General features: G+C 49.5%; 24 protein-coding genes and 1 riboswitch. Of the genes, 9 read left to right on the top strand and 15 right to left on the bottom strand.

All coding sequences use genetic code 11. From position 1 onward, the window contains the following. Position 1: 1 nt before the first annotated feature. The 3 genes from tolQ to ABJO30_00840 form a co-directional block, all read right to left on the bottom strand. Positions 2-700: a protein TolQ gene (gene tolQ / locus ABJO30_00850; GenBank protein MEP3231354.1), complete on the bottom strand. Its 699-nt coding sequence runs from the start codon at positions 698-700 to the stop codon at positions 2-4. A gap of 293 nt (positions 701-993) precedes the next feature. Continuing rightward, positions 994-1,437: a tol-pal system-associated acyl-CoA thioesterase gene (gene ybgC, locus ABJO30_00845; GenBank protein ID MEP3231353.1), complete on the bottom strand. Its 444-nt coding sequence runs from the start codon at positions 1,435-1,437 to the stop codon at positions 994-996. Positions 1,438-1,451: 14 nt separating this feature from the next. Further along, positions 1,452-1,748 (bottom strand): hypothetical protein, encoded by a 297-nt coding sequence (locus ABJO30_00840; protein ID MEP3231352.1) that lies wholly within the window; start codon positions 1,746-1,748, stop codon positions 1,452-1,454. Between the two features lie 335 nt (positions 1,749-2,083). Next, positions 2,084-2,198: riboswitch (TPP riboswitch) on the top strand. Positions 2,199-2,266: 68 nt separating this feature from the next. Here ABJO30_00840 and thiO point away from each other — a divergent pair. The 5 genes from thiO (at position 2,267) to ABJO30_00815 (ending at position 5,500) form a co-directional block, all read left to right on the top strand. Further along, complete coding sequence (thiO, locus tag ABJO30_00835; GenBank protein MEP3231351.1) at positions 2,267-3,298, top strand: glycine oxidase ThiO; 1,032 nt, start codon at positions 2,267-2,269, stop codon at positions 3,296-3,298. Beyond that, positions 3,267-3,464 (top strand): sulfur carrier protein ThiS, encoded by a 198-nt coding sequence (thiS, locus tag ABJO30_00830; GenBank protein MEP3231350.1) that lies wholly within the window; start codon positions 3,267-3,269, stop codon positions 3,462-3,464. The genes thiO and thiS overlap by 32 nt, the downstream gene beginning before the upstream one ends. A gap of 5 nt (positions 3,465-3,469) precedes the next feature. Next, entirely contained in the window at positions 3,470-4,252 is a 783-nt protein-coding gene (locus ABJO30_00825) for a thiazole synthase (GenBank protein ID MEP3231349.1), read from the top strand. After that, complete coding sequence (locus ABJO30_00820) at positions 4,249-4,872, top strand: thiamine phosphate synthase (protein MEP3231348.1); 624 nt, start codon at positions 4,249-4,251, stop codon at positions 4,870-4,872. Before ABJO30_00825 ends, ABJO30_00820 begins: the two co-directional genes overlap by 4 nt. A 91-nt stretch (positions 4,873-4,963) precedes the next feature. After that, positions 4,964-5,500, top strand: coding sequence for a TetR family transcriptional regulator (locus ABJO30_00815; protein MEP3231347.1), 537 nt, complete (start codon positions 4,964-4,966; stop codon positions 5,498-5,500). 35 nt (positions 5,501-5,535) lie between these two features. On the opposite strand, the gene ABJO30_00810 is transcribed toward ABJO30_00815, so the two are convergent. Then, positions 5,536-6,006, bottom strand: coding sequence for an Lrp/AsnC family transcriptional regulator (locus tag ABJO30_00810; protein ID MEP3231346.1), 471 nt, complete (start codon positions 6,004-6,006; stop codon positions 5,536-5,538). A gap of 184 nt (positions 6,007-6,190) precedes the next feature. Here ABJO30_00810 and ABJO30_00805 point away from each other — a divergent pair, with 184 nt between their 5' ends. From ABJO30_00805 to ABJO30_00795, 3 genes are all read left to right on the top strand, one after another. Continuing rightward, positions 6,191-6,625 carry a universal stress protein gene (locus tag ABJO30_00805; protein ID MEP3231345.1) on the top strand — a complete coding sequence of 145 codons (435 nt, stop codon included), beginning with the start codon at positions 6,191-6,193 and terminating at the stop codon, positions 6,623-6,625. 10 nt (positions 6,626-6,635) lie between these two features. Continuing rightward, complete coding sequence (locus tag ABJO30_00800) at positions 6,636-8,189, top strand: alanine/glycine:cation symporter family protein (protein ID MEP3231344.1); 1,554 nt, start codon at positions 6,636-6,638, stop codon at positions 8,187-8,189. A gap of 295 nt (positions 8,190-8,484) precedes the next feature. Beyond that, positions 8,485-9,084: a biotin transporter BioY gene (locus tag ABJO30_00795; protein ID MEP3231343.1), complete on the top strand. Its 600-nt coding sequence runs from the start codon at positions 8,485-8,487 to the stop codon at positions 9,082-9,084. Between the two features lie 82 nt (positions 9,085-9,166). Here the strand turns inward: ABJO30_00795 and bioB are convergent, their stop codons facing one another. The 7 genes from bioB to ABJO30_00760 form a co-directional block, all read right to left on the bottom strand. Continuing rightward, complete coding sequence (gene bioB / locus ABJO30_00790; protein MEP3231342.1) at positions 9,167-10,144, bottom strand: biotin synthase BioB; 978 nt, start codon at positions 10,142-10,144, stop codon at positions 9,167-9,169. 98 nt (positions 10,145-10,242) lie between these two features. Continuing rightward, the gene (ruvB, locus tag ABJO30_00785) at positions 10,243-11,295 is read right to left on the bottom strand and encodes a Holliday junction branch migration DNA helicase RuvB (GenBank protein MEP3231341.1); all 1,053 of its coding nucleotides are present in this window, start codon (positions 11,293-11,295) and stop codon (positions 10,243-10,245) included. 1 nt (position 11,296) lies between these two features. After that, the gene (locus ABJO30_00780) at positions 11,297-11,833 is read right to left on the bottom strand and encodes a hypothetical protein (GenBank protein ID MEP3231340.1); all 537 of its coding nucleotides are present in this window, start codon (positions 11,831-11,833) and stop codon (positions 11,297-11,299) included. Positions 11,834-11,854: 21 nt separating this feature from the next. Then, on the bottom strand, positions 11,855-12,385 hold the full coding sequence (locus tag ABJO30_00775; GenBank protein MEP3231339.1) for a hypothetical protein: 531 nt from the start codon (positions 12,383-12,385) through the stop codon (positions 11,855-11,857). Between the two features lie 119 nt (positions 12,386-12,504). Beyond that, positions 12,505-13,122: a Holliday junction branch migration protein RuvA gene (ruvA, locus tag ABJO30_00770; GenBank protein ID MEP3231338.1), complete on the bottom strand. Its 618-nt coding sequence runs from the start codon at positions 13,120-13,122 to the stop codon at positions 12,505-12,507. Next, on the bottom strand, positions 13,119-13,634 hold the full coding sequence (gene ruvC / locus ABJO30_00765; GenBank protein ID MEP3231337.1) for a crossover junction endodeoxyribonuclease RuvC: 516 nt from the start codon (positions 13,632-13,634) through the stop codon (positions 13,119-13,121). Before ruvC ends, ruvA begins: the two co-directional genes overlap by 4 nt. Positions 13,635-13,660: 26 nt before the next feature. Beyond that, the gene (locus tag ABJO30_00760) at positions 13,661-14,254 is read right to left on the bottom strand and encodes a LysE family translocator (protein ID MEP3231336.1); all 594 of its coding nucleotides are present in this window, start codon (positions 14,252-14,254) and stop codon (positions 13,661-13,663) included. Between the two features lie 93 nt (positions 14,255-14,347). On the opposite strand from ABJO30_00760, the gene ABJO30_00755 reads away from it, so the two are divergent. Continuing rightward, positions 14,348-14,800 carry an Lrp/AsnC family transcriptional regulator gene (locus ABJO30_00755; protein ID MEP3231335.1) on the top strand — a complete coding sequence of 151 codons (453 nt, stop codon included), beginning with the start codon at positions 14,348-14,350 and terminating at the stop codon, positions 14,798-14,800. Here the strand turns inward: ABJO30_00755 and ABJO30_00750 are convergent. The 4 genes from ABJO30_00750 to ABJO30_00735 all read right to left on the bottom strand — a co-directional run bounded on the left by ABJO30_00750 (position 14,797) and on the right by ABJO30_00735 (position 20,806). Further along, the gene (locus ABJO30_00750; protein ID MEP3231334.1) at positions 14,797-15,543 is read right to left on the bottom strand and encodes a YebC/PmpR family DNA-binding transcriptional regulator; all 747 of its coding nucleotides are present in this window, start codon (positions 15,541-15,543) and stop codon (positions 14,797-14,799) included. The genes ABJO30_00755 and ABJO30_00750 overlap by 4 nt on opposite strands. Before the next feature lie 67 nt (positions 15,544-15,610). Beyond that, the gene (locus tag ABJO30_00745) at positions 15,611-16,813 is read right to left on the bottom strand and encodes an aminotransferase class I/II-fold pyridoxal phosphate-dependent enzyme (GenBank protein ID MEP3231333.1); all 1,203 of its coding nucleotides are present in this window, start codon (positions 16,811-16,813) and stop codon (positions 15,611-15,613) included. Beyond that, the gene (gene hisD / locus ABJO30_00740; protein ID MEP3231332.1) at positions 16,806-18,113 is read right to left on the bottom strand and encodes a histidinol dehydrogenase; all 1,308 of its coding nucleotides are present in this window, start codon (positions 18,111-18,113) and stop codon (positions 16,806-16,808) included. Before hisD ends, ABJO30_00745 begins: the two co-directional genes overlap by 8 nt. 23 nt (positions 18,114-18,136) lie before the next feature. Then, the gene (locus ABJO30_00735; protein ID MEP3231331.1) at positions 18,137-20,806 is read right to left on the bottom strand and encodes a DUF2339 domain-containing protein; all 2,670 of its coding nucleotides are present in this window, start codon (positions 20,804-20,806) and stop codon (positions 18,137-18,139) included. Positions 20,807-20,845: the final 39 nt, after the last annotated feature.

The raw sequence follows: 20,845 nt of genomic DNA, 5'->3' as shown, positions 1-20,845 counted from the left end.
GCTAGCTCTTTCTCTCGTCAATTTGACGAGAAAGGATGGCAGAAAATTCGTCAGCAAAGCCTTCCATGCGGCCCGTCAATTTACCGGCGGAACTACTCAATTTATTGTAGGCAATCACCGCAGGGATCGCAGCAGCAAGACCCATTGCCGTTGCAAGCAAGGCTTCGGCAATGCCGGGTGCCACAACGGCAAGGCTTGTATTTTTAGAAGCAGCAATCGCTTGGAAACTTTGCATAATGCCCCAAACCGTTCCGAACAGGCCAACAAACGGACCAGCAGAACCAACCGTTGCCAAGAACAAGAGGCGGTTTTCTAAACGCTCTGCTTCGCGGGAAATGGTAACGTCTAATACTTTATCAAGGCGGGTCTGCAGACCAATGAAGGAACTTGCTCCCGATTCGTGACTGCGCTTCCACTCTTTCATCGCCGCCACAAAAAGGGCTGCCATACCATGCGTGGTGCGCGAGGATAGCGAGCGATAAAGCTCTTCAAGCGATTGGCCTGACCAAAACACCGATTCAAACCTGTCTAATTGTCGTTTAGTGCGACCATATAGCAGCGCCTTGTCGACAATGATCGCCCATGACCAAACAGAAGCAAAAACCAGACCGACCATGACGGCCTTCACAACAATATGTGCCTCCAAGAACAAACCGAGCAGAGAAATCTCGCTCGGGGCGGAGAGCGCAACGCTCGTGATATCAATTGGATTAGCCATGTATGTCTTTCCTCAAGACTGAATAAATTTCATTTGCTCGCTGCATTTTGGGCGATGAGCGGGTCATTTGCGCGTTGCTTCAGCCATGAGCTTCGTTCTTCGCATTAGCCCCGTCTCTGTTACGCCCAAATTTGGCAGAACAACGGCGAGCAGCTCCAAATCCTCGCCAAAGACGAAAATATCGAGCCACACAAGATGAGAAAGCCATTTTTATGGTTAATAAACAGTAAGCATTTGGGCAAACACGGCCAAACGATCCATTTTCACGTTGAAATTTATGTGAGGGCTTGGGTTAAACCTTCAGGAAGTCGCTTTGGACGCCCCTTTTCGTTGATTAAAACGACGCTCACATCGGCGGTTGCAATCAACTGATTCTCTTTCTCGATGATCTGCTTCATTAAAACCCGCACACCCTTGATGCTTTCAATTTTCGTGGTGACATGAACCACATCATCAATTTTGGCTGGCTGCACAAAATCGAGTGTCATACCTTTCACCACAAAGAACAAAGGTTCGCCGTAAAGCCCTTCTTGTAATTCGTTGTGGTGCACCCCTTTGAGCCTCAAGAAATCAGATCGCCCCCGCTCAAAAAAATGCAAATAGCGGGCGTGATAAACAACGCCAGAAAAATCGGTATCTTCAAAATAGATGCGGACAGGAAGCTTATGGCCGTCAGGTATCAACTCGCCTGACAGCGCATCCAATTGTGGGTTTTGCATTTTCGACCCTAATTTTAGCCGAAGGCCAGATGTTCACGCTGAATAAATTCAGGCGCGGCCCCAAGCATGGAGCCAAGTGTATCAATATCACCACGCTCAGCACGCCAGCCTAGATAAGCCTGCTGATGCTCGAGGCTTTCCCAAACTTCATGAACAATAAAGCTCATCGTCTCTTCATTCGCAGAACAAGAAATCAGATGCGCCCCATCATAAGCGGCTGTATCGGGTAAGATGGCTTGAAGTGTTTTAAAAAGCGCGTCGTAATTCTCTCGATCTTTCGCTTTCAAATGCAGGTCAATCACGATCGCCATAGCAGTCTCCCGTTGTTTCGCCTTTTACTATGTCAAAACGTTTTCGCTCCCGCAAGAACACGAGAGCGAAAACTGGCTCAGAAGATTTGTTGGGAGACTGAGCCAAACTGATTGCAACGCCGCTACGTCTGAGGCCAAGAAGTGGCGGCGGTTGTGATTGACAGTATCGTCATTATTGTTCGTCTTTATGCTTCCAGTATTCTTGGGTCTTTTTAATTTTTTCGTTTGGTATGATCTTAATATAACCAGCCATGGTGCATGATGGTGTGCACCAATGCACATTCAAGGACATTCGTCTTCTTTGCTTGACAACAGGGTGGTTTCTACTAATTTCAAATGTAATCGAGGAGAGTCCCCGGCAAGGGTTCTGAGAGGCGGTTTAGTAGTCCACCGCGATCCTTAAAACCTGATCCAGATGATGCTGGCGAAGGGACGATTGACGAGCGCTGCTTTTCAAAAGCGCTTTGCGATACGCCTTTTAATCCACATCATCAAACCTTGGTCTTTGAGCAATTTTTATGCGCGATGAGAGTGTGAACATTATTGGAGCAGGCGTTGCGGGTTTAACCGTTGCGGCCGAACTAATTGAGCACGGCTATAACGTCTCTCTTTATGACAAGGGCACACATATTGGTGCGGCTTCCTGTTCTTGGTTCGCAGGCGGCATGTTGGCCCCTTGGTGCGAACGCGAAAGCGCAGATGAAGCCGTTGCCCGCCTTGGCAGCGAAGCGGCTCAGTGGTGGCAACAGCGCACAAACCTCGTCGAAAACAACGGTAGCCTCGTTTTAGCCCAACCACGCGACGCAAACGATCTTATGCGCTTTGCTAGGAGAACAGACAAATTTGAATGGTTGGACGGTGAAGGTATAAAAAATCTTGAACCGGATTTAGAAGGCCGCTTTCGAAAAGCCCTCTCTTTTCCAAGTGAGGCCCATTTAAACCCGCGTGACGCCTTGGCAAAGCTTGCTAACTATCTTGAAGATAAAGGGGCTAACTTCCATTTTGAACAAGACGGTTTTGACGCGCCACGCGCTGACATCACCATTGACGCACGCGGCCTTTCTGCCAGCAAAGAGCTGGCCGACCTTCGCGGCGTAAAAGGTGAAATGTTGATCATCAAAACCGATGAAGTACGCCTATCAAGACCTGTGCGAATGCTTCACCCTCGTATTCCCCTTTATATTGTGCCTCGTGCAGACGGCCATTTTATGGTTGGCGCAACGATGATTGAGAGTAATGAACGAGGGCGCATTACGGCCCGCTCGATGATTGAACTTTTGTCAGCTGCCTACGCGCTACACCCCGCTTTTGGCGAAGCGGAGATTGTTGAGATTGGCACCGATGTGCGCCCTGCTTTCTCCGACAACCTTCCCCGCGTCATCAAACAAGATGGCATCTATTATCTAAACGGCCTTTACCGACACGGCTTTCTGCTTGCCCCTGCTTTAGCGCGCATGGCCCGCGAAGCGATTGTTGAAAATGCCGAACCAGAACTTTTCATTCACAAGGACAATGACGATGAACCTTACCGTCAACGGACAAGCGCATAAGAGCGATGCCGTTACACTAACGGCATTGCTTGAAGAGCTTGGATACAGCGATGCAACAGTCGCAACCGCTCGCAATGGCGAATTTGTCAGCGCTCATAGTCGTGATGCAGAACACGTAGAAGACGGTGACAAAATCGAAATTCTCGCACCGATGAAAGGTGGGTAACGCATATGAATGACACTCTCACCCTTTATGATACCGAAGTCACATCCCGCTTCATGCTGGGCACATCTCTTTATCCATCGCCCGCCATTATGGTCGATGCGATCAAGCGCTCTGCCTGCGAGATTGTCACCGTATCGCTTCGGCGCGAATCTGGTTCTGGTCGTGAGGGACAAGAATTTTGGGAAATCATCAAAAATCTCAATCTAAAAGTTCTACCAAACACAGCCGGTTGCCACACCGCAAAAGAAGCCATCACAACCGCCATGATGGCACGCGAGGTCTTCGGCACGCCATGGATCAAACTTGAAGTAATTGGGGAAGCCGACACATTGCAGCCCGATGTTTTTGGATTGGTGGAAGCAGCCAATGAGCTGACAAACCAAGGCTTTCAAGTTTTCCCTTACACCACAGATGACCTTGTCGTTGCCGAACGCTTACTTGAAGCTGGCTGCGAAGTGCTGATGCCTTGGGGTGCACCGATTGGATCAGGTCGCGGGATCAACAACCCGTTTGCCCTTCGTGCCATGCGCGCACATTTTCCAGATGTGCCATTGGTGGTTGATGCGGGCCTTGGCAAACCATCCCATGCAGCCCACGCAATGGAACTGGGTTATGACGCAATCTTGCTCAACACCGCCGTTGCAAAAGCAGGCGACCCTGCCCTTATGGCCGAAGCCTTTGCTGAGGCAATCATTTCTGGACGCAAAGCTAATCTCGCCGACCCGATGGAAGAACGCGACATGGCCGAACCCTCAACGCCTGTTCTTGGAAAAGCATTTTTATCATGACAAAACTCGATCCCTTCTACCCAATCGTCGACAATGCAAATTGGTTAGAAAAGCTATTACCAACAGGCATCAAACTCGTGCAGTTGCGCATGAAAGACCGCCACGGCAATATTCCCGATGAAGCAAGGCGCAAGAGCGAAATCATTCGTGCCCGTGATTTGTGCAAAGAGGCGAATTGCCAATTGGTGGTGAATGATTTTTGGCAAATCGCGATTGATGAAGGTTGCGACTATGTGCACTTGGGCCAAGAAGATTTAGACGATGCTGACTTAAAAGCGATCAGCAAAACAGGCATTAAACTTGGCGTCAGCACCCATGATGAAGCCGAACTAGAACGCGCGCTCGCCTGCAATCCCGATTACATCGCGCTTGGCCCGATCTATCCGACCATTCTAAAAGAGATGAAATGGGAAGCCCAAGGCTTAGACAAAATCACCCGCTGGAAAAAGCAAGTGGGCGATATTCCCCTTTGTGCCATCGGCGGCATCAACCAAGACCGCGCGGCGGGCTGCTTTGATGCCGGCGCAGACATTGTCTCCGTTGTGACCGATATTTTATTGAGTGACACGCCAGAGGAGCGCTGCACGCAGTGGCTGCAACTCACACGACAAAAGGGCTAAGAACTCCGTCCGCCAATTGACGCGTAGAATGGACTAAGCTTTTAATTCAACAAGCGTTGACAAAATTACGCAAAAACATCAAGTTGAGATCATGTCGAGATCTCAAAAAACCAAAGAAGCTTTGCTCCAAGAAGCACGCAATTTGTTCTGGTCGTATGGTTATTCCAATGTATCAGTCAGGGATATATCAAAAGCGGCGGGAGTAGATGTGGCGTTAATCTCGCGCTATTTCGGATCGAAACTGGGGCTTTTTGAAACCACATTACAAGGTTTTCCATTACTCAATACCGACGCAGTCAAAAACGCCGACCAACTCATTGAACAAGTGGTCAATCTATTCACCACAGCACCGCGCGACAGCAACAACGCCACGGCGACATCGCTCATCTTGCGAAATACATCAGACCCGGAAGTCGGCGAGATGGTGCGAGAGCTCTACAAGCGCACGTGGTATCAATCGCTCGAAAAAATCTTAGGCTCAAAAGCAAAAGCAACCCGTTTCAGTGCCGCTGTGTTAGGGCTGCACATCGCAGAAACATCTCTCAAATTAGACGGAATGCCGCCCCATCAAAGCGGCGAATACAGACGAGAGCTAGCTGGTTTTCTTCGTGCTTCAATTGATGGGTAAAAGAAGATGCGGCGCACCAAATCTAGGGTCACGACCTAAATTGTCACATCAATAAAATCGCTATCTTTCACCGTTTCTAGAACAGTAAAAGAATGCGTCTTTTCGATATTTGGTAACTTGCTAATTTTGCGGCCCAACAATGAACGAAACTCAGTGATGTCACGAGTGCGAACTTTCAGCATGTAATCAAATGAACCCGCTATCATCATGCAACTTTGAATTTCCGGAATACTCCTCACCGCCTCGCAAAAACTTTCATAAGCACTACCATTCGATTGCGCCATAATCACATGAACAATCGTAACGTGGTTTTGGTGGACTTTGGCGGCATCTACATGCGCACAATAACCGGAAATTACTCCGGAAACTTCCAGCTTTTTTACGCGCTCTGAACAAGGTGTTTTAGTCAAATTAACTCTGCTAGCGAGATCAACAACAGAAATTCTTCCGTTACGCTGCAACTCGGAAAGAAGTTTTTTATCAATTGCATCAAGATTTCGCTGCATTCAGTCTTATTTCCTAAATTTTTTAATAAAATAGACTTTAGTTCTATGAAATATCAAATTACAGGCCCTAAGTCTAGGAATTTCTACCATAATAGAAGGTTGGAAGGGGTGCGTGGTTACACCCACAAAAGCCAATCCAACGTAAAAACAAGAGGTGGAACAAGGGTCCACGAGGAGAAAAACAATGACAACTTTAATGATCGGCCTTGATGGTCATGACTCTGGGGAAAGAGCCCTAGATCATGCACAGCAATTGGCTAAATTGATCGGGAATTGCAGTCTCGTGGTTGCCTATATCATCGAATGGTCGCCCTATTCATTTCAAACCCCAGAAGAAAATGAACAGCGTCACAAGCGTCGCGAAGAAGAAATAACTACCGCTATGGAACGCATTATCAATCCAGCGATAGAAAAACTCACATCAGCTGAGATGAAAGTTGAAGGGGTCGTTCGCCACGGCGATGTGGCAGATGCATTGAACGCAATCGCTAAGGAACAAGGGGCGGCTCAAATTATCGTAGGCCGCGCTTCTGAAGGCGGTTTTGTTAAACGCATGTTTGGCAGTTCAACATCAAATTTGGTTATGAGTGCTGATGTGCCTGTAACAGTTGTTAGTTAAGGTAGAAATCATGAAAAACATCTCAAAAACAATTTTGGCACTACTGGCCTCAGCAAGTCTTGCAAGCCCCGCCATTGCGCAGGAAACTGCAACACTTGATCAAAAGGTGAATGAAGTCTTCGCCGCTGCAACAGGCCCATTTGTTAGCCTCATCTTCGCACCGTTCCCCGGAACGAGTTTTCCTTGGATTGTGATGTGGCTAGTTGTAGCCGCAACTGTTTTCACACTCTATTTCGGCTTTGTACAATTTCGCTTCTTTAATCATGCAGTCAGCTTGGTAAAAGGCGATTATTCTGATCCTAATCATGCTGGTGAAGTGAGCCATTTTCAAGCGTTAGCGACCGCCCTTTCAGGCACCGTTGGCCTAGGTAACATTGCAGGCGTCGCCGTTGCTGTTGGCATTGGTGGCCCTGGCGCAACATTCTGGATGATCCTCGCGGGCCTTATGGGCATGGCGTCGAAATTCACAGAATGTACACTCGGCGTGAAATACCGCAACGAATACCCAGACGGAACGGTTTCTGGTGGCCCGATGTACTACATCTCCAAAGGCTTTAAAGAACTTGGCCTACCTGGTGGTAAATTCCTTGCTGTGCTGTTTTCTGTATTCTGTATTCTTGGTGCACTTGGCGGCGGCAACATGTTCCAAGCCAATCAAGCACACGCACAAATCAGCGGCATCGTTGGTGACTATCCAGGTTGGATCACTGGTGTGGTATTTGCGGCCATCGTTTTTGCCGTCATCGTCGGTGGGATCAAATCTATCGCGCGCGTAACAGAAAAGGTCGTCCCGTTCATGGGTATCCTTTACGTTGGTGCTGCTTTGGTTATCCTTCTTTTCAACTTCGATAAAATTGGTTGGGCTTTCGGCCAGATTTTTGAAGGCGCCTTTACTGGTCTTGGTGTTGCAGGTGGTTTTGTTGGAGCCCTTATTCAAGGCTTCAAACGCGCTGCCTTTTCAAATGAAGCTGGTGTTGGTTCAGCAGCGATCGCGCACTCAGCGGTAAAAACAAAAGAACCGATCACTGAAGGTTTCGTTTCACTTCTCGAACCGTTGATCGATACAGTTGTTATTTGCACAATGACGGCGCTCGTCATCACAATTTCTGGGCAGCTGGTCATCGACCAAGCTTCTGGTCAATTCGCACTAAATGAAGCAGGAACTGCTATCAAAACTGTTGGTGATGTTTCTGGCGTCAACCTAACATCAGCAGCATTTGGAGCATCCATCTCTTGGTTCCCATTCGTGCTAGCGATTGCAGTCGTACTGTTCGCATTTTCGACCATGATTTCTTGGTCGTATTACGGATTGAAGAGCTGGACGTATCTATTCGGTGAAGGAAAAACCTCTGAGCTAACTTTCAAGATTATCTTTTGCATCTTCATCGTTATCGGTGCAGCAGCAAGCCTCGGCCCTGTGATCGACTTCTCAGATGCCGCGATCTTCGCCATGGCTGTGGTGAACATTTTCGCACTCTACTTCTTGATGAAAGTCGTGCGCGTTGAACTGAAATCATACAGCTCTCGCCTTGCATCCGGTGAGATCAAAAAGTTCAAAAATTAAAACAAAAATGACGGCGCCAACTCTGGCGCCGTCTGCTTTTTCTTCAACATCATCGAACCTTCGATGCAATTGATTGTTCGTCGCGAGCAGGGCATTTTTCATGCCGCTCTAACTCGAAGAAAAACATCGAAAGTTCAGCAATGTGGACCAAAACATCCCATGCGGCCACAAAATCCTAAATACCAAACATTCCACACAAATCCACTCTGCATAATTACTCACATCTCGCACTTGCGTCATGGCCCCATGAAGCGCTAAAAGGAAACCAACGATATAGCCAACCAATGAGGCCATTATGACCACAGCTAATCCGGTGCTTGCGCAACAGTTCGCCAGCCCTTCCCTCCTTAAGAATATCACGCTTGCAATTCTTGGCTCTCTTGCCATTTGGGTTTCAGCAAAAATTCAAATTCCATTCTACCCAGTACCAATGACAATGCAGGTCTTCGTGATCCTCGCAATTGGTGCCGCATTCGGTTCGCGCCTTGGTGTTGCAACTGTTCTTTTGTATCTTGCAGAAGGCGCTGCTGGCCTTCCAGTTTTTGCTGGCACTCCTGAAAAAGGCATCGGCCTTCTTTACATGGCTGGCCCAACAGGCGGCTTCCTTATTGGCTTCGTTGTTGCAGCCTTCATTACAGGTACACTTGCAGAACGTGGTTGGGACCGCAATTTTGTAACCACAGCACTTGCGATGCTCTTCGGCCTTGCCGCAATCTACGCTCTAGGCGTTTTGTGGCTTGCAGCACCGTTCTTGCCAATCACAGAATTTGGCGGCATCGGCTTTGCAAAAGCAATTGAGTTTGGCTTTCAGCCTTTCATCATTGCTGACCTTGTAAAAGTGGCACTTGCAGCGGCACTCTTCCCAATGATTTGGAAGATGATCGGCAACAAGTAAGCCAACAATTATTGAACAAGAAAAAGCCCCGCTCATTGAGCGGGGCTTTTTTGTTTGATCTGTTCACTTAAAGCGCGCTCTGTTATTCAGCAGCGATAGATACCCCTTCAGGAACAAGCGGCTTAATGCCTAGCTTTTCCATGAGGAGCTGATCTTTCTCAGCTTTAGGGTTTGGCGTTGTAAGCAATTGCTCACCGTAGAAGATTGAGTTTGCACCAGCCAAGAAACAAAGCGCCTGCATCTCATCATTCATTTCTTCACGTCCTGCCGACAACCGCACAACAGCCTGTGGCATCATGATGCGTGCAACCGCAATCACGCGCACGAAATCAACGCCTTCAACATCTTGGTTCACCTCAAACGGTGTACCAGGCACTTTTACCAGCATGTTGATTGGCACTGAATCGGGATGTTCTTCAAGGTTTGCCAAAGTCGTGAGCATTGAGGCGCGGTTGGTTTCTTTTTCGCCCATACCGATAATACCGCCACAGCACACATTAATGCCCGCATCGCGCACATTAGAAAGTGTATTCATACGGTCTTCAAAGGTGCGCGTAGTGATCACCTCTTCATAGTATTCTTCGCCCGTATCAATATTGTGGTTATAATAATCAAGACCTGCGTCCCGCAGCTCAGAGGCCTGATCAATCGTCACCATACCAAGGGTCGCACAGGTTTCCATACCAAGTGCTTTAACGCCTGACACCATCGCTTTGACTTTATCAAGGTCGCGATCTTTCGGAGAGCGCCAAGCAGCACCCATACAAAACCGCGACGCGCCAGCAGACTTTGCCCGCTGTGCTGCCTCTAGCACTTTCTCAACTTCCATCAACTTATCAGCAGAAAGCCCCGTATTATAACGCGACGATTGCGGACAATATTTGCAATCTTCAGGACAACCGCCTGTCTTAATGGAGATGAGCGTGGAAATTTGAACCGCATTAGGATCGTGATAACGGCGATGCATCACCTGTGCATCAAACAAGAGGTCATTGAATGGCTTGTTAAAAAGCGCCTCAGCCTCAGCCAAAGTCCAATCGTGGCGAATGTCGTCTGTCATCGTTTATTGTTCCAAAATTCGGAGGATTTTCTCGCGCTTTATTACAAGATTAAATCAGCCTTGGAAAGTAACAGATCTGACAAAACTAATTTGCCGAATTATTCGTCACTTTCAGCAAACAAACCAAACTGAGCCGTCCCGCCGCCTTCTGGCACAGCAAGGCCAAGATGAGAGAATGCTGCCGGTGTCAATAAACGACCACGCGGGGTGCGCTGCACGAAACCTTGCTGGATAAGATAAGGCTCCACAATCTCTTCAATCGCATCACGCGGTTCTGATAAGGAAGCGGCAATTGTCTCAATGCCAACAGGTCCACCACCAAAATTCAGCGCGATCTGGTTGAGATAGCGCTTATCCAAAGCATCAAGCCCACGCTGATCGACATCGAGGCGTTGCAGTGCTTTATCTGCAATTTCTGCAGTGATTTCTGTTGCCCCGTCATAAATTGCAAAATCACGCACACGACGAAGCAAGCGGCCCGCAATCCGCGGTGTACCACGAGAGCGCCGCGCTACTTCTTTGGCGCCATCCGGCGTCATGCCAATGCCCACAATCCGCGCGCCACGGGTGACGATGCCTTCAAGCTCCTCAACCGTGTAAAAATTAAGCCTGATTGGAATGCCAAAACGATCGCGCAATGGCGTTGTTAGAAGACCCAAGCGAGTGGTCGCGGCAACAAGGGTGAATTTTGCAAGATCAATCTTCACAGAGCGCGCCGCTGGCCCCTCACCGATAATTAGATCAAGCTGAAAATCTTCCATCGCGGGATATAAAATTTCTTCAACCGCAGGGCTTAACCGATGGATTTCATCAATGAAGAGAACATCGTTTTCTTCGAGGTTGGTTAGCAGCGCTGCAAGATCGCCAGATTTTGCAATCACTGGCCCTGAGGTAGAACGGAAATTAACGCCCAACTCACGAGCAACAATTTGCGCAAGCGTCGTCTTGCCAAGACCGGGCGGGCCAACGAAAAGAACATGATCCAACGCATCGCCGCGCGCTTTCGCCGCTCCGATGAAAACCTTCAAATTTTCCCGCGCTTCTTTTTGGCCCGTGAACTCGTCAATCGCTAACGGGCGGATCGACGTATCATCGTCCTCACGGACTTCAGGCGTAATAATGCGGTCTGCGTCTTCGTATGAATCACTCATGTCATTGGTTTACCGCGTCTTGTTCGCCACGCCAAACGGCAAGTTCTTCTTTTGTCAGCGGCCCAATCCATTCTTTAGGTCGAGAAAGCCACAATATCGCGGAGACAATCGGCCCAAGCACCAAGGGCAGCGCGATGAGGAACACCAAAACGGGTAGGGAGACCACATCCGAGCGCTCGCCCTGCCAAAGCTGCAACGCTAAAACCATGGCTGCTGAATTGCCCAGAACCGCGCCGATTGCTGACGAAACCAAAACATCACCAATCTCAATGCCCTGCTTCTTAATAAACCGCGCCATCGCAACAAGCCCTGTTAACAACGCAGGGCCCGTACCAATTGGAAAGAACCATTGAACAGCAAGCTTCACGGGTAAAAAGGCAATGGCGCGGTGTTGCTCAAGACCAAAAAACTTCTCAAACAAGCCAAACGGAATAAGAAGGCATAAGCACAAGCCCAGCCCCATAAGCGGGCCAGCAACCACGGCATAAATGACAAACCGTGTGCGCGTGCGCTTTTTATAATCAGTGCCTGAGATCAATGTACCAAAACCTTTGTCATCTTATAAAGTTTCTTTTTCCTCAAAAGTCAGCGGACCAATAAAACGCCTTGGCCGCTTTATCCAGACGATATAAGCAGCCAACGGGCCAATCACGGGTATTGCTGCCACCGGTAGGTTGAGTAAAAAATTGAAAGCCCCTTTTCCAGAAAGACTGCGTTCAATTATTGCCTGCCAAGCAGGGATGGAAACGAATGAGCAGGCGAGGAACGCGGAACCGATAACGATCCACGTATCAAGGAACCCACGCAAAGAATAGTAAACCGCGCACAAGCCAATGCTCAAGCCAAGCGCAAAACTGCCAAACCCGAAGCCTGCGAAAAATAATCCGAGCGCAAAATAAAGGCTCGCGGCTTTGATTATGTTCCAAATGAGCTGCCAAAAAGAAACATCACTGACGACAGCCGTCTTAATTTTTATTGGCAGCAGATAATCAAAATTCGTGACGAGAGAAAGAAGAACCGCGCTCAATGCCGTTGCAACAATCAAGCAGACAACGAAATGAAATATAGACCATCGTAAAAATGGCATCATGGCCACACCCATTTTTTAGGTCGCAAATAGCGCCAAACAATAAGGAGAGCCGTCAACAAGACTTGTGGTCTCCTAAAAAATAACCCGTCGAATTTTGCTCCATACCACCATTGTGGACACTAACTCGCCAGTTCTTTCAGCCCCAACCTAATCAGTGTTTGAGCATCCGCGTCTTCACCCTCACGTTGAACAACGGCAGCTATCGCACCGCTTGCTTGCTGAGCGCTGTAACCCAAATTCGTGAGTGCTGATACGGCATCGGATACGGCAGAAGAGGCAACACCCTCGCCGAGTTCTTGTTGCAGGCCAATTGTACCTGTCGCGTCTCCTGACATGGCAGGCACTTTGTTTTTAAGTTCCAGCACAATGCGCTGCGCGACCTTCGGCCCAACACCGGGGGCACGAGAGACCATCGCTTTATCTTGCAGCGCAATGGCGGATGCAAGTTCGCTGGCGGTCAACGTGCCTAAAATCGCAAGTGCCACTTTCGCGCCAACACCTTGCACGTTTTGCAACAGACGGAACCATTCGCGTTCTAGGTCAGAGGCGAAACCAAACAGTTTGATTTCTGTCTCGCGTACATGGGTTTCAATGGCGAGCGTCGCAGCTTCACCCGCTTGGGGTAATGCGCCCAGTGTTTTCACCGAGCAATGCACTTGATACCCGACGCCTTGCACATCGAGGATCAGATAATCATCACCATAACTATCCACCACACCTTTGAGCTTCCCAATCATTGTGCTGCTGCCATTCTCATTTGTTGGGCCAGTGTTTGCCTGTTATGGGCGTGACAAATGGCAATCGCCAAAGCATCAGCCGCATCATCGCTGTCAAATTTTGCTTTCGGCAACAAAATACCGACCATCATTTTGATTTGTTTCTTGTCACCGTGACCAACGCCGATCACACTCTTCTTCACTTGATTGGGCGCATATTCGCCAACGCGCAAGCCCGCTTTCGCAGGCGCTAAAAGCGCTGTGCCGCGCGCTTGGCCAAGTTTCAATGTGGAGCGCGGGTTGTTGTTGACGAAGGTTTCTTCAACCGCTGCTTCCTGCGGTTGCCACTCACCAATCACGGCGGTGAGGCTGTTGAATATTTCAAGCAGACGGTTAGCAAGGTCAGCATCAGTCGCCGCCTTAATCGTGCCTGCCGCCACGAAGGAAAGCCCGTTCCCCTTCACATCAATCACGCCCCAGCCGGTGTTGCGCAGGCCCGGATCAATGCCCAAAATTCGAATCGTTTCACTCATGGGGCAGACGATAGCGCCCTTTGCCCTCAGCGCACCACCATAATAACGGTAAGCGCCAGCAAAATACCCATTGTGATGTTGAAAACCCGCAGGCGCGTCGGGTTTGACAAGAAGCGCTGCATCACTGTGCCAAACCCTGTCCACACCATGACAGACGGAAAGTTGCAGCATACAAACACCAAGGACAAAAGCATTGTCGACCAAATGGTTCCTTCAGGATCACTAAAAAGCGCAATGGCAGAAAGTGCCATCGACCATGCTTTCGGGTTCACCCATTGAAAAGCGGCAGCTTCAAGAAAGTTCATCGGTCGCGATTTAGCGCTGCCCTGTCCAAGGCTGGTTGATGTAGCGATACGCCATGCAAGATAGAGCAGATAGGTCGCACCTATGATTTTCAAGATCAGATGAAAGTTCGGGCTAAACGCAATCAACGCCCCAATGCCTGACCCCATAGAAAAAACCAAAAAGCCAAAACCAATGGAAATGCCCAGCATATGTGGCACGGTGCGCCAAAAGCCGAAATTCACGCCAGATGCCAAGAGCATCAAGTTATTCGGACCCGGCGTGACAGAGGTCGCAACGGCGAATGTGGCAAGGGCGATGAGGGTTTCTAGCGTCATAATTGCGTCAAATCTCCAATTTCCGCAACAATAGCCTATGTCACACCAAATTTAATTGCAATTATTGCTCTATATAAATATAATACGCAATTAATGACCGACATTGACGATATAGACCGTAGAATATTGCGCATTTTGGAAAAAGAGGGCCGTATCAGCAATGCGGAACTCGCCGACCGCATAAACCTGTCCGCCTCCGCCTGCTTGCGCCGCGTGCAGGAGCTTGAGCGCTCAGGCATAATTGAGGGGTATCGCGCAACGCTCAACCGCAAGGCGTTGGGCAAAGGTTTAACTGTTTATGTAACGGTGGGTTTGTCGCGGCATTTAAAGCAAGATCAACAAGCGTTCGAACGCGCCATGTCCATCGCGCCTGAGGTCAGCGAATGTCACAATATTTCGGGCACGTTTGAATATTTACTGCGGGTCGAAACGGCAGACCTTGAAAGCTACAAAACTTTTCATACCGATACATTAGGCACGGTGGAACAAGTTGCCACCATCACCTCACACTTCGTTATGGGATCATCCAAGGATGAAAGAGGCTAGCCTTCGAGAGCCGCCAGCACTTCGTCATCAACTTCCATGTTTGAATAGACGTTTTGCACGTCGTCATCATCTTCCAAAGTGTTGATGAGCTTCATCAAGGTGCCCGCTTTATCCGCATCAAGTGGTGTCAGCGTTTGCGGCTTCCAGTTTGGCTTCACGCTTTCTGCTTCACCCAAGGCTTCGCCGAGTGCTTTTGACACATCGCCGAGATCTTCAAAGGCGCAAGTAATAAAGTGGCCATCTTCATCGCTTTCGCAATCTTCTGCACCCGCTTCAATGGCTGCTTCCATAATGCTATCAGCATCACCCGCATCTGCGGGATAAACGACTTCGCCAACGCGGTTGAACATGAAACCGACAGAACCAGTTTCACCCATCGCGCCGCCATTCTTCGTGAAGGTTGAGCGAACAGAAGAGGCAGAACGGTTGCGGTTATCCGTCAAGCATTCAACGATAACAGCAACACCGCCGGGGCCGTAGCCTTCATAGCGAATTTCTTCGTATGTATCCGCGTCGCCGCCCTCAGCTTTTTTGATGGCGCGTTCGATATTGTCTTTCGGCATCGACTGGCCGCGCGCGTTTTGAACAGCAAGGCGAAGGCGCGGATTGCCGTCCACATCGCCGCCGCCCATTTTGGCTGCAACCGTGATCTCTTTTGATAGCTTTGAGAACATCTTAGAGCGTTTCGCGTCCTGCGCACCTTTGCGGTACTGGATGTTCTTAAATTTACTGTGGCCTGCCATGATGCGTTCTCGCGCTTTGTCTCGTTTCTTCGTTCAAAACCTTATAAACAAACGGCACGGTGAACGTCTAGGCCCTAGCGGTAGATACTTGGCCCAATTCGTCAGCAATAATGCTTGCAATAAGCGAACAGTCCTCAACACTGAAGGTGAGCGGTACACGCATGTCCAATGTCGTGGCGAGTGCCTGCTTGGTCTGCACGAGGTCTGGCAGGTCATCAAAATACTGCCAGCTATCATAGCGGCTGGTGAAGGCCACGGGCTCATCCGCGCCAAACCACTTAAGCTCCACACCGCGTTTTGCAAGGCGAGCAACAAAGGTCGGAATATCATCAACGCCCAAAGCGTGAAATTGAAACGACGATCCAACGAATGCTTCATGCTGCGCCCGCTCCACGATTTGCGCACCAGCAACGGATTTCAATCCCACCTCAAGGGCACGGTAACGCTCGTTCCATCGCGCAATATTGTCATCCAACAAAGACAGTTGAGCGCGAAGGAGTGCGCCACGTAAATTATCTAGCCGTGCGGAACAATTAGGTGTTTCTAATCGCACCTGATGAAACGCTGCTTCAGATGGCGCCGCACCATGACGGCCATAAAGCATATACGAACCCGACATGATGACTGCGCGAGCAGCTAGTTCTTCATCATTGGTAGTGAGAAAACCGCCTTCGCCAGAATTGATATGCTTATAAGTCTGCGTTGAAAAACACGCGACACGCCCAAAGTTTCCAGAGCGAACACCCTTCCATCGCGCACCCATTGTATGGGCACAATCTTCAATCAGCGTGATGTCGTACTTTTCACAAATTTCAACGATGGCATCCATATCTGCAATGTGGCCGCGCATATGGGACAGCATAAAAAACTTCGCGCCGCTCTCCTCTGCTTTGGCCGCAAGGTCTGCAATATCAACGCGCCAATCTTGCCCCGTTTCAACAAACACAGGCACACCGCCTGCAACGTGAATAGCACCAGGCACAGGGGCGAGCGTATAGGCGTTGGCGAGAATTTTGTCCCCTGCCTTCAAACCCGCCGCTCGCAACGCAATCTGCATCGCCTGTCCGCCAGAGGTGACCGCCAGACAATATTTGGCTTCTTGATAGGCGGCATATTCTTCTTCTAGCAGCGAGACTTCAGCCGTCTCATCGGCCAGCGTGTTATAACGATGCAAACGCCCACCGCGCAGAATGTCGACAGCGCGTTCAATCGCCACTTCTGGGATTGCTTCTTGTTGCGTAAAGGGCTTGTTGAACACCGTGTCAGTCATATCGCTTTTGGTCCGTCACTTCGAAGTCCCAATTGGTGCCTTCATGGTATTTGCGCAAGCGCCAATCGCAAGCGCGCGCATGACCGTCCATGCCTTCAATGCGGCTTATGCGAGAACCGGCAGCGCTAAAAGCAAGGTTCGCTTCTTCGCTGATTTCTTGCCATGTCAGGATTTTCAAAAACTTCATGACGTTCAAGCCGCCTGTATAACGAGCCGCCTTTTTGGTCGGCAGAATGTGGTTGGTGCCAGAGCACTTATCACCGTGCGTCACGGTCGCACCTTCGCCGACGAATAGGGAGCCGTAGTTTTTAAGCCGCGCCTTCCACCAATCATTATTCTTGGTAATCACCTGCAAATGCTCGCTGGCATAGTGATCAGAAATAGCGGCTACTTCTTCATCGCTCTCGCCAACAATAATCTCACCATGATTTGCCCAAGCAGCCTTCACCACCTCGCCGCTTGGCATGTCGTCTGCTATCTTTGGCAAGATACGATTTACAGTGTCTGCCAATTCTTGCGACGTTGTAAAAAGCCAAACGGGAGAATTGGTGCCGTGCTCTGCTTGACTGGCAAGGTCGATTGCAACCGTCATCGGGTCCGCCGTTTCATCGGCGATGATCGCGCTTTCTGTTGGGCCGGCAAAAACGTCGATACCGACTTCACCAAACAACAAGCGCTTGGCCTCTGCCACATAGGCATTGCCCGGTCCAACTAAAATATCCGCTGGCTCAGCGCCAAATAGTCCGAAGGCCATGGTTGCAATGGCATGAACACCGCCCATTTCCAAAATCACGTCAGCACCAGCAATATCCATCGCATAAGCGACAGCGGGCGCAATGCTATCACCACGCGGCGGGCTAGCGGCGACCACAAAAGGAACGCCCGCAACCTTCGCCGTTGCAACGCTCATAATGGCAGATGCCGCGTGAGAATATCGGCCACCTGGCACATAGCAACCAGCGCAATTTACGGGCACAACTTTTTGTCCCAGTACAACGCCCGGTTCAGTCTCAATGGAGAATTCGCTTAAGCTTGCCCGCTGCGCTTCGGCAAAACGGGTCACTTGGCGAAAAGCAAATTGGATGTCTTCTTTTTCTTGGTCAGACACCTGAGCAATCAAGGCCGCCTTCTTTTCAGCAGACAGAACAAAATCGCCAACCCAACCATCGAACTTTTCAGCATAAGAGCGAACAGCCGTTTCACCATTCGCGCGGATGTCCGCGATCATGTTTTCAACACTCTCGCGAATACGTTGATCTTCTTGTTCAGCTTCTGCTTCTGCTCGTTTCACATAGTTCATTTATGCATCCCCTGTGGGGAACACTATTCATCGTTTGCGCTTGGCTTGGCAACCAGCTCCTCGTCTGTCCCGTCAGAGGTCACCATCTGGCCCGACAAAATGCGTTGATAAAAATAGCCAATCGCCATCAATACGGCACCGAGCGAAATAAACGAAAGCGCACGCAGGAAGCCCGTTAGTTCTGACATGTCCACCAAGAACACCTTCACCACCACAACCGCGATCAACAAACCTGAAACGGCACGCCATGTTTTAGAGCGGGTGTAGAGACCGACAGCGAGGACAGCAATACCGATCAAAAGCCATACAGCAGAGTAAGTGTATTGCTGGGCATCTTGAATGATTCTTGATGAGAAATTCCCCGGATGGAAAATATGATGGATTAAGAAATTTACCCAAGCAGCACCCAAGAGTGCCGAATAGACACTGATGATAACAACATACCAGCGCGGGCGTTTGTCATTCGATTGCCAAGCAATCAGTCCATAAAGCAAGAACGGCAAGAGGTAAGAAAAATTCAACTCGTTGAGGATCAAGCCCTGCGAGATTGCAACATTATTCCAAACTGGATTTTGCCAGACAAACAGACCCAATGCACCCATCGCAACACCAGCAAGGCTGATGCCGATACTTCCCCACGTGAGAAAATGATCAGATGTTTTAGAAGCAAGCCGCGTCAGGCCAAGTGAGATACCACCGCCAACCAAAACAAGCACAGCGCATAAAAGCAGTTGTTTATCATTCTGCACAAAGCGGAAGTCTGGCTCCACCAAATGCAGCGCTATCATAGCAGTCGTGACGGACACAGAGGCAATCGCAATCGCCTGCATCAACCGTGCGAAAAAATCTCGTCCCTGTGACGTTAGAACAAGGGCTGCATAGATGAATCCAATCATCGGCACGCCGTACCCATAGGTCAGCACATTGAAGAATGGCGTTTCGCTCAAATCACTTTGCGAAATGAGGGGATCAGCAAAGAGACGCAATCCATAAGGAATAACAAAAAACGGTGTGAGCGCCCGCAAGACATAAAGTCTGTGCTGCCAATAGGTGAATGCCATCGCAGGAACCAGCAGCCCCATTGCGACGGTGAGTGATGCTTTTTCAAAAAAGATCGCGGCGGCAAGAGCCAAGAACACAAGCGATCCGACAAGGAAAGCCGCAAGCGAACCGCTTCTACTTTTAGACTGTTCATCATCTACGTCACCAAAGGCCTTCGACAAATATTCACCCCCTGCACGACAAGCAACAAAGCCTGCAAGGGCAATAAGGGCGAACAAGGTGGAAGTTTCAAAGCCGTCCACGCGTCCATAGGTGATGACAAAAATGCCGACCAAGAACACCATCGCGCCAGAGGCTACCACGGCGCGTGAGACAGAATTCAAACTTGCCCATATAGCACCAGTAAAAGTGGCAAGCGACAAGAAGAGCGAGACCCAACCAAGCACAGACAGATCAATGCGCGACAAGAAGTCCGCTGGCGCTCTGTGTTGTAAGGCTGCGTCGATATCGACCAAGGCAATCGTTGACGCATCAAATTGAGCAAAGCGAATGAGAGCCACCAAAATCGGCAAGAACACCACATAGCGTACAGCCGAATAATAACAGGCAAGCGCCATTGGCACCGCGACCAGTAGAATAATTTCAGCCGTTGCAATGAAGGAATGATGCGCAAATTGTACTTGTGCAATCCAAGGTACAGCAAACAGCGAGAGCAGCACGGTTGCCATTTTATCAATCGGTTGCACCATCGCCAGTGAGCGCGGATAGAGTGACATCACAAAGGTGAAAATTACGCCTGCTGATACAGCCATCAAAAACCCTAAGACGATGAATTGATCGCTACTCTGCGCGACGCTCTGAAAGAGCCACGCATAAAACAGCCAGCCAATTGCCGCAGCGAACGCCAACCACCGCCACAACCGAAGCCGCGCAACCGTGATCGCCGCAGCGCCCGCGATGAGGATATAGATCGCGATGGGCATTATTTTCGGGTCACTTGATGTTATCAAGAACGGCACGCAAAACGCCCCAATGAGACCCAAAGACGCGAGCGCTGGACCATGCAACATGGCGCTTGCCATGGAGGCCAATGCAATCACGCCTAAGGCGATGAAGGCCGTGGTCGGTCCAATCAGCTCATACAAAGTATGGGCCGCAAAGATAGCAGCGAACAGGGCGAACGTGCCAATAGCGGTCAAGATTTCAGGCACACCAGCCCATTCATATCCTGCGATCTTCTGCTCAGGATTTCGGCGTCGCATGAATTCGCCAACACCGCACAGTAGCGCACCAAATAAGATACCCATCATAATGCGCGCCGCTGGCCCCAAGAAACCAGCTTCAATCGCATAGCGCACGAGGAAGATTGACCCCAACGCCATCGTGACACCGCCAACCCAAACGCTGAGTTTACCGCCGATAGTGCTTTCAGCATTGTTAGAAGCAGCAACGGCAATAGGCGGCACATTTTCAGGCTCATTGATTGCGGCCGCGCTTAACTCATCCGTTTCGCTCTCATCAAAAGTGGGTTCGGCATCAACGCTTTCCACCTCTTCTTGAACAATCTGATCAGCAGCACCTTCTTCGGCAATGTTTTGAGAAGATGTTTCTTCACCTGAAAGCGAAGATAAGCCTTCGTCTTGTTCAAGTTTCGCAACGAGATTTTTTAACTTGAAAAGTTCACCCGACAATTCGTCGAGTTTTCTAGCTTGTGTATTAATTTTAAAAAA

It is taken from the genome of Hyphomicrobiales bacterium, assembly GCA_039973685.1.
Classification (GTDB): domain Bacteria; phylum Pseudomonadota; class Alphaproteobacteria; order Rhizobiales; family JACESI01; genus JACESI01.
The sequence above is the reverse complement of the archived record's forward strand: the minus strand, read 5'-3'. Positions and strand labels throughout refer to the sequence as shown.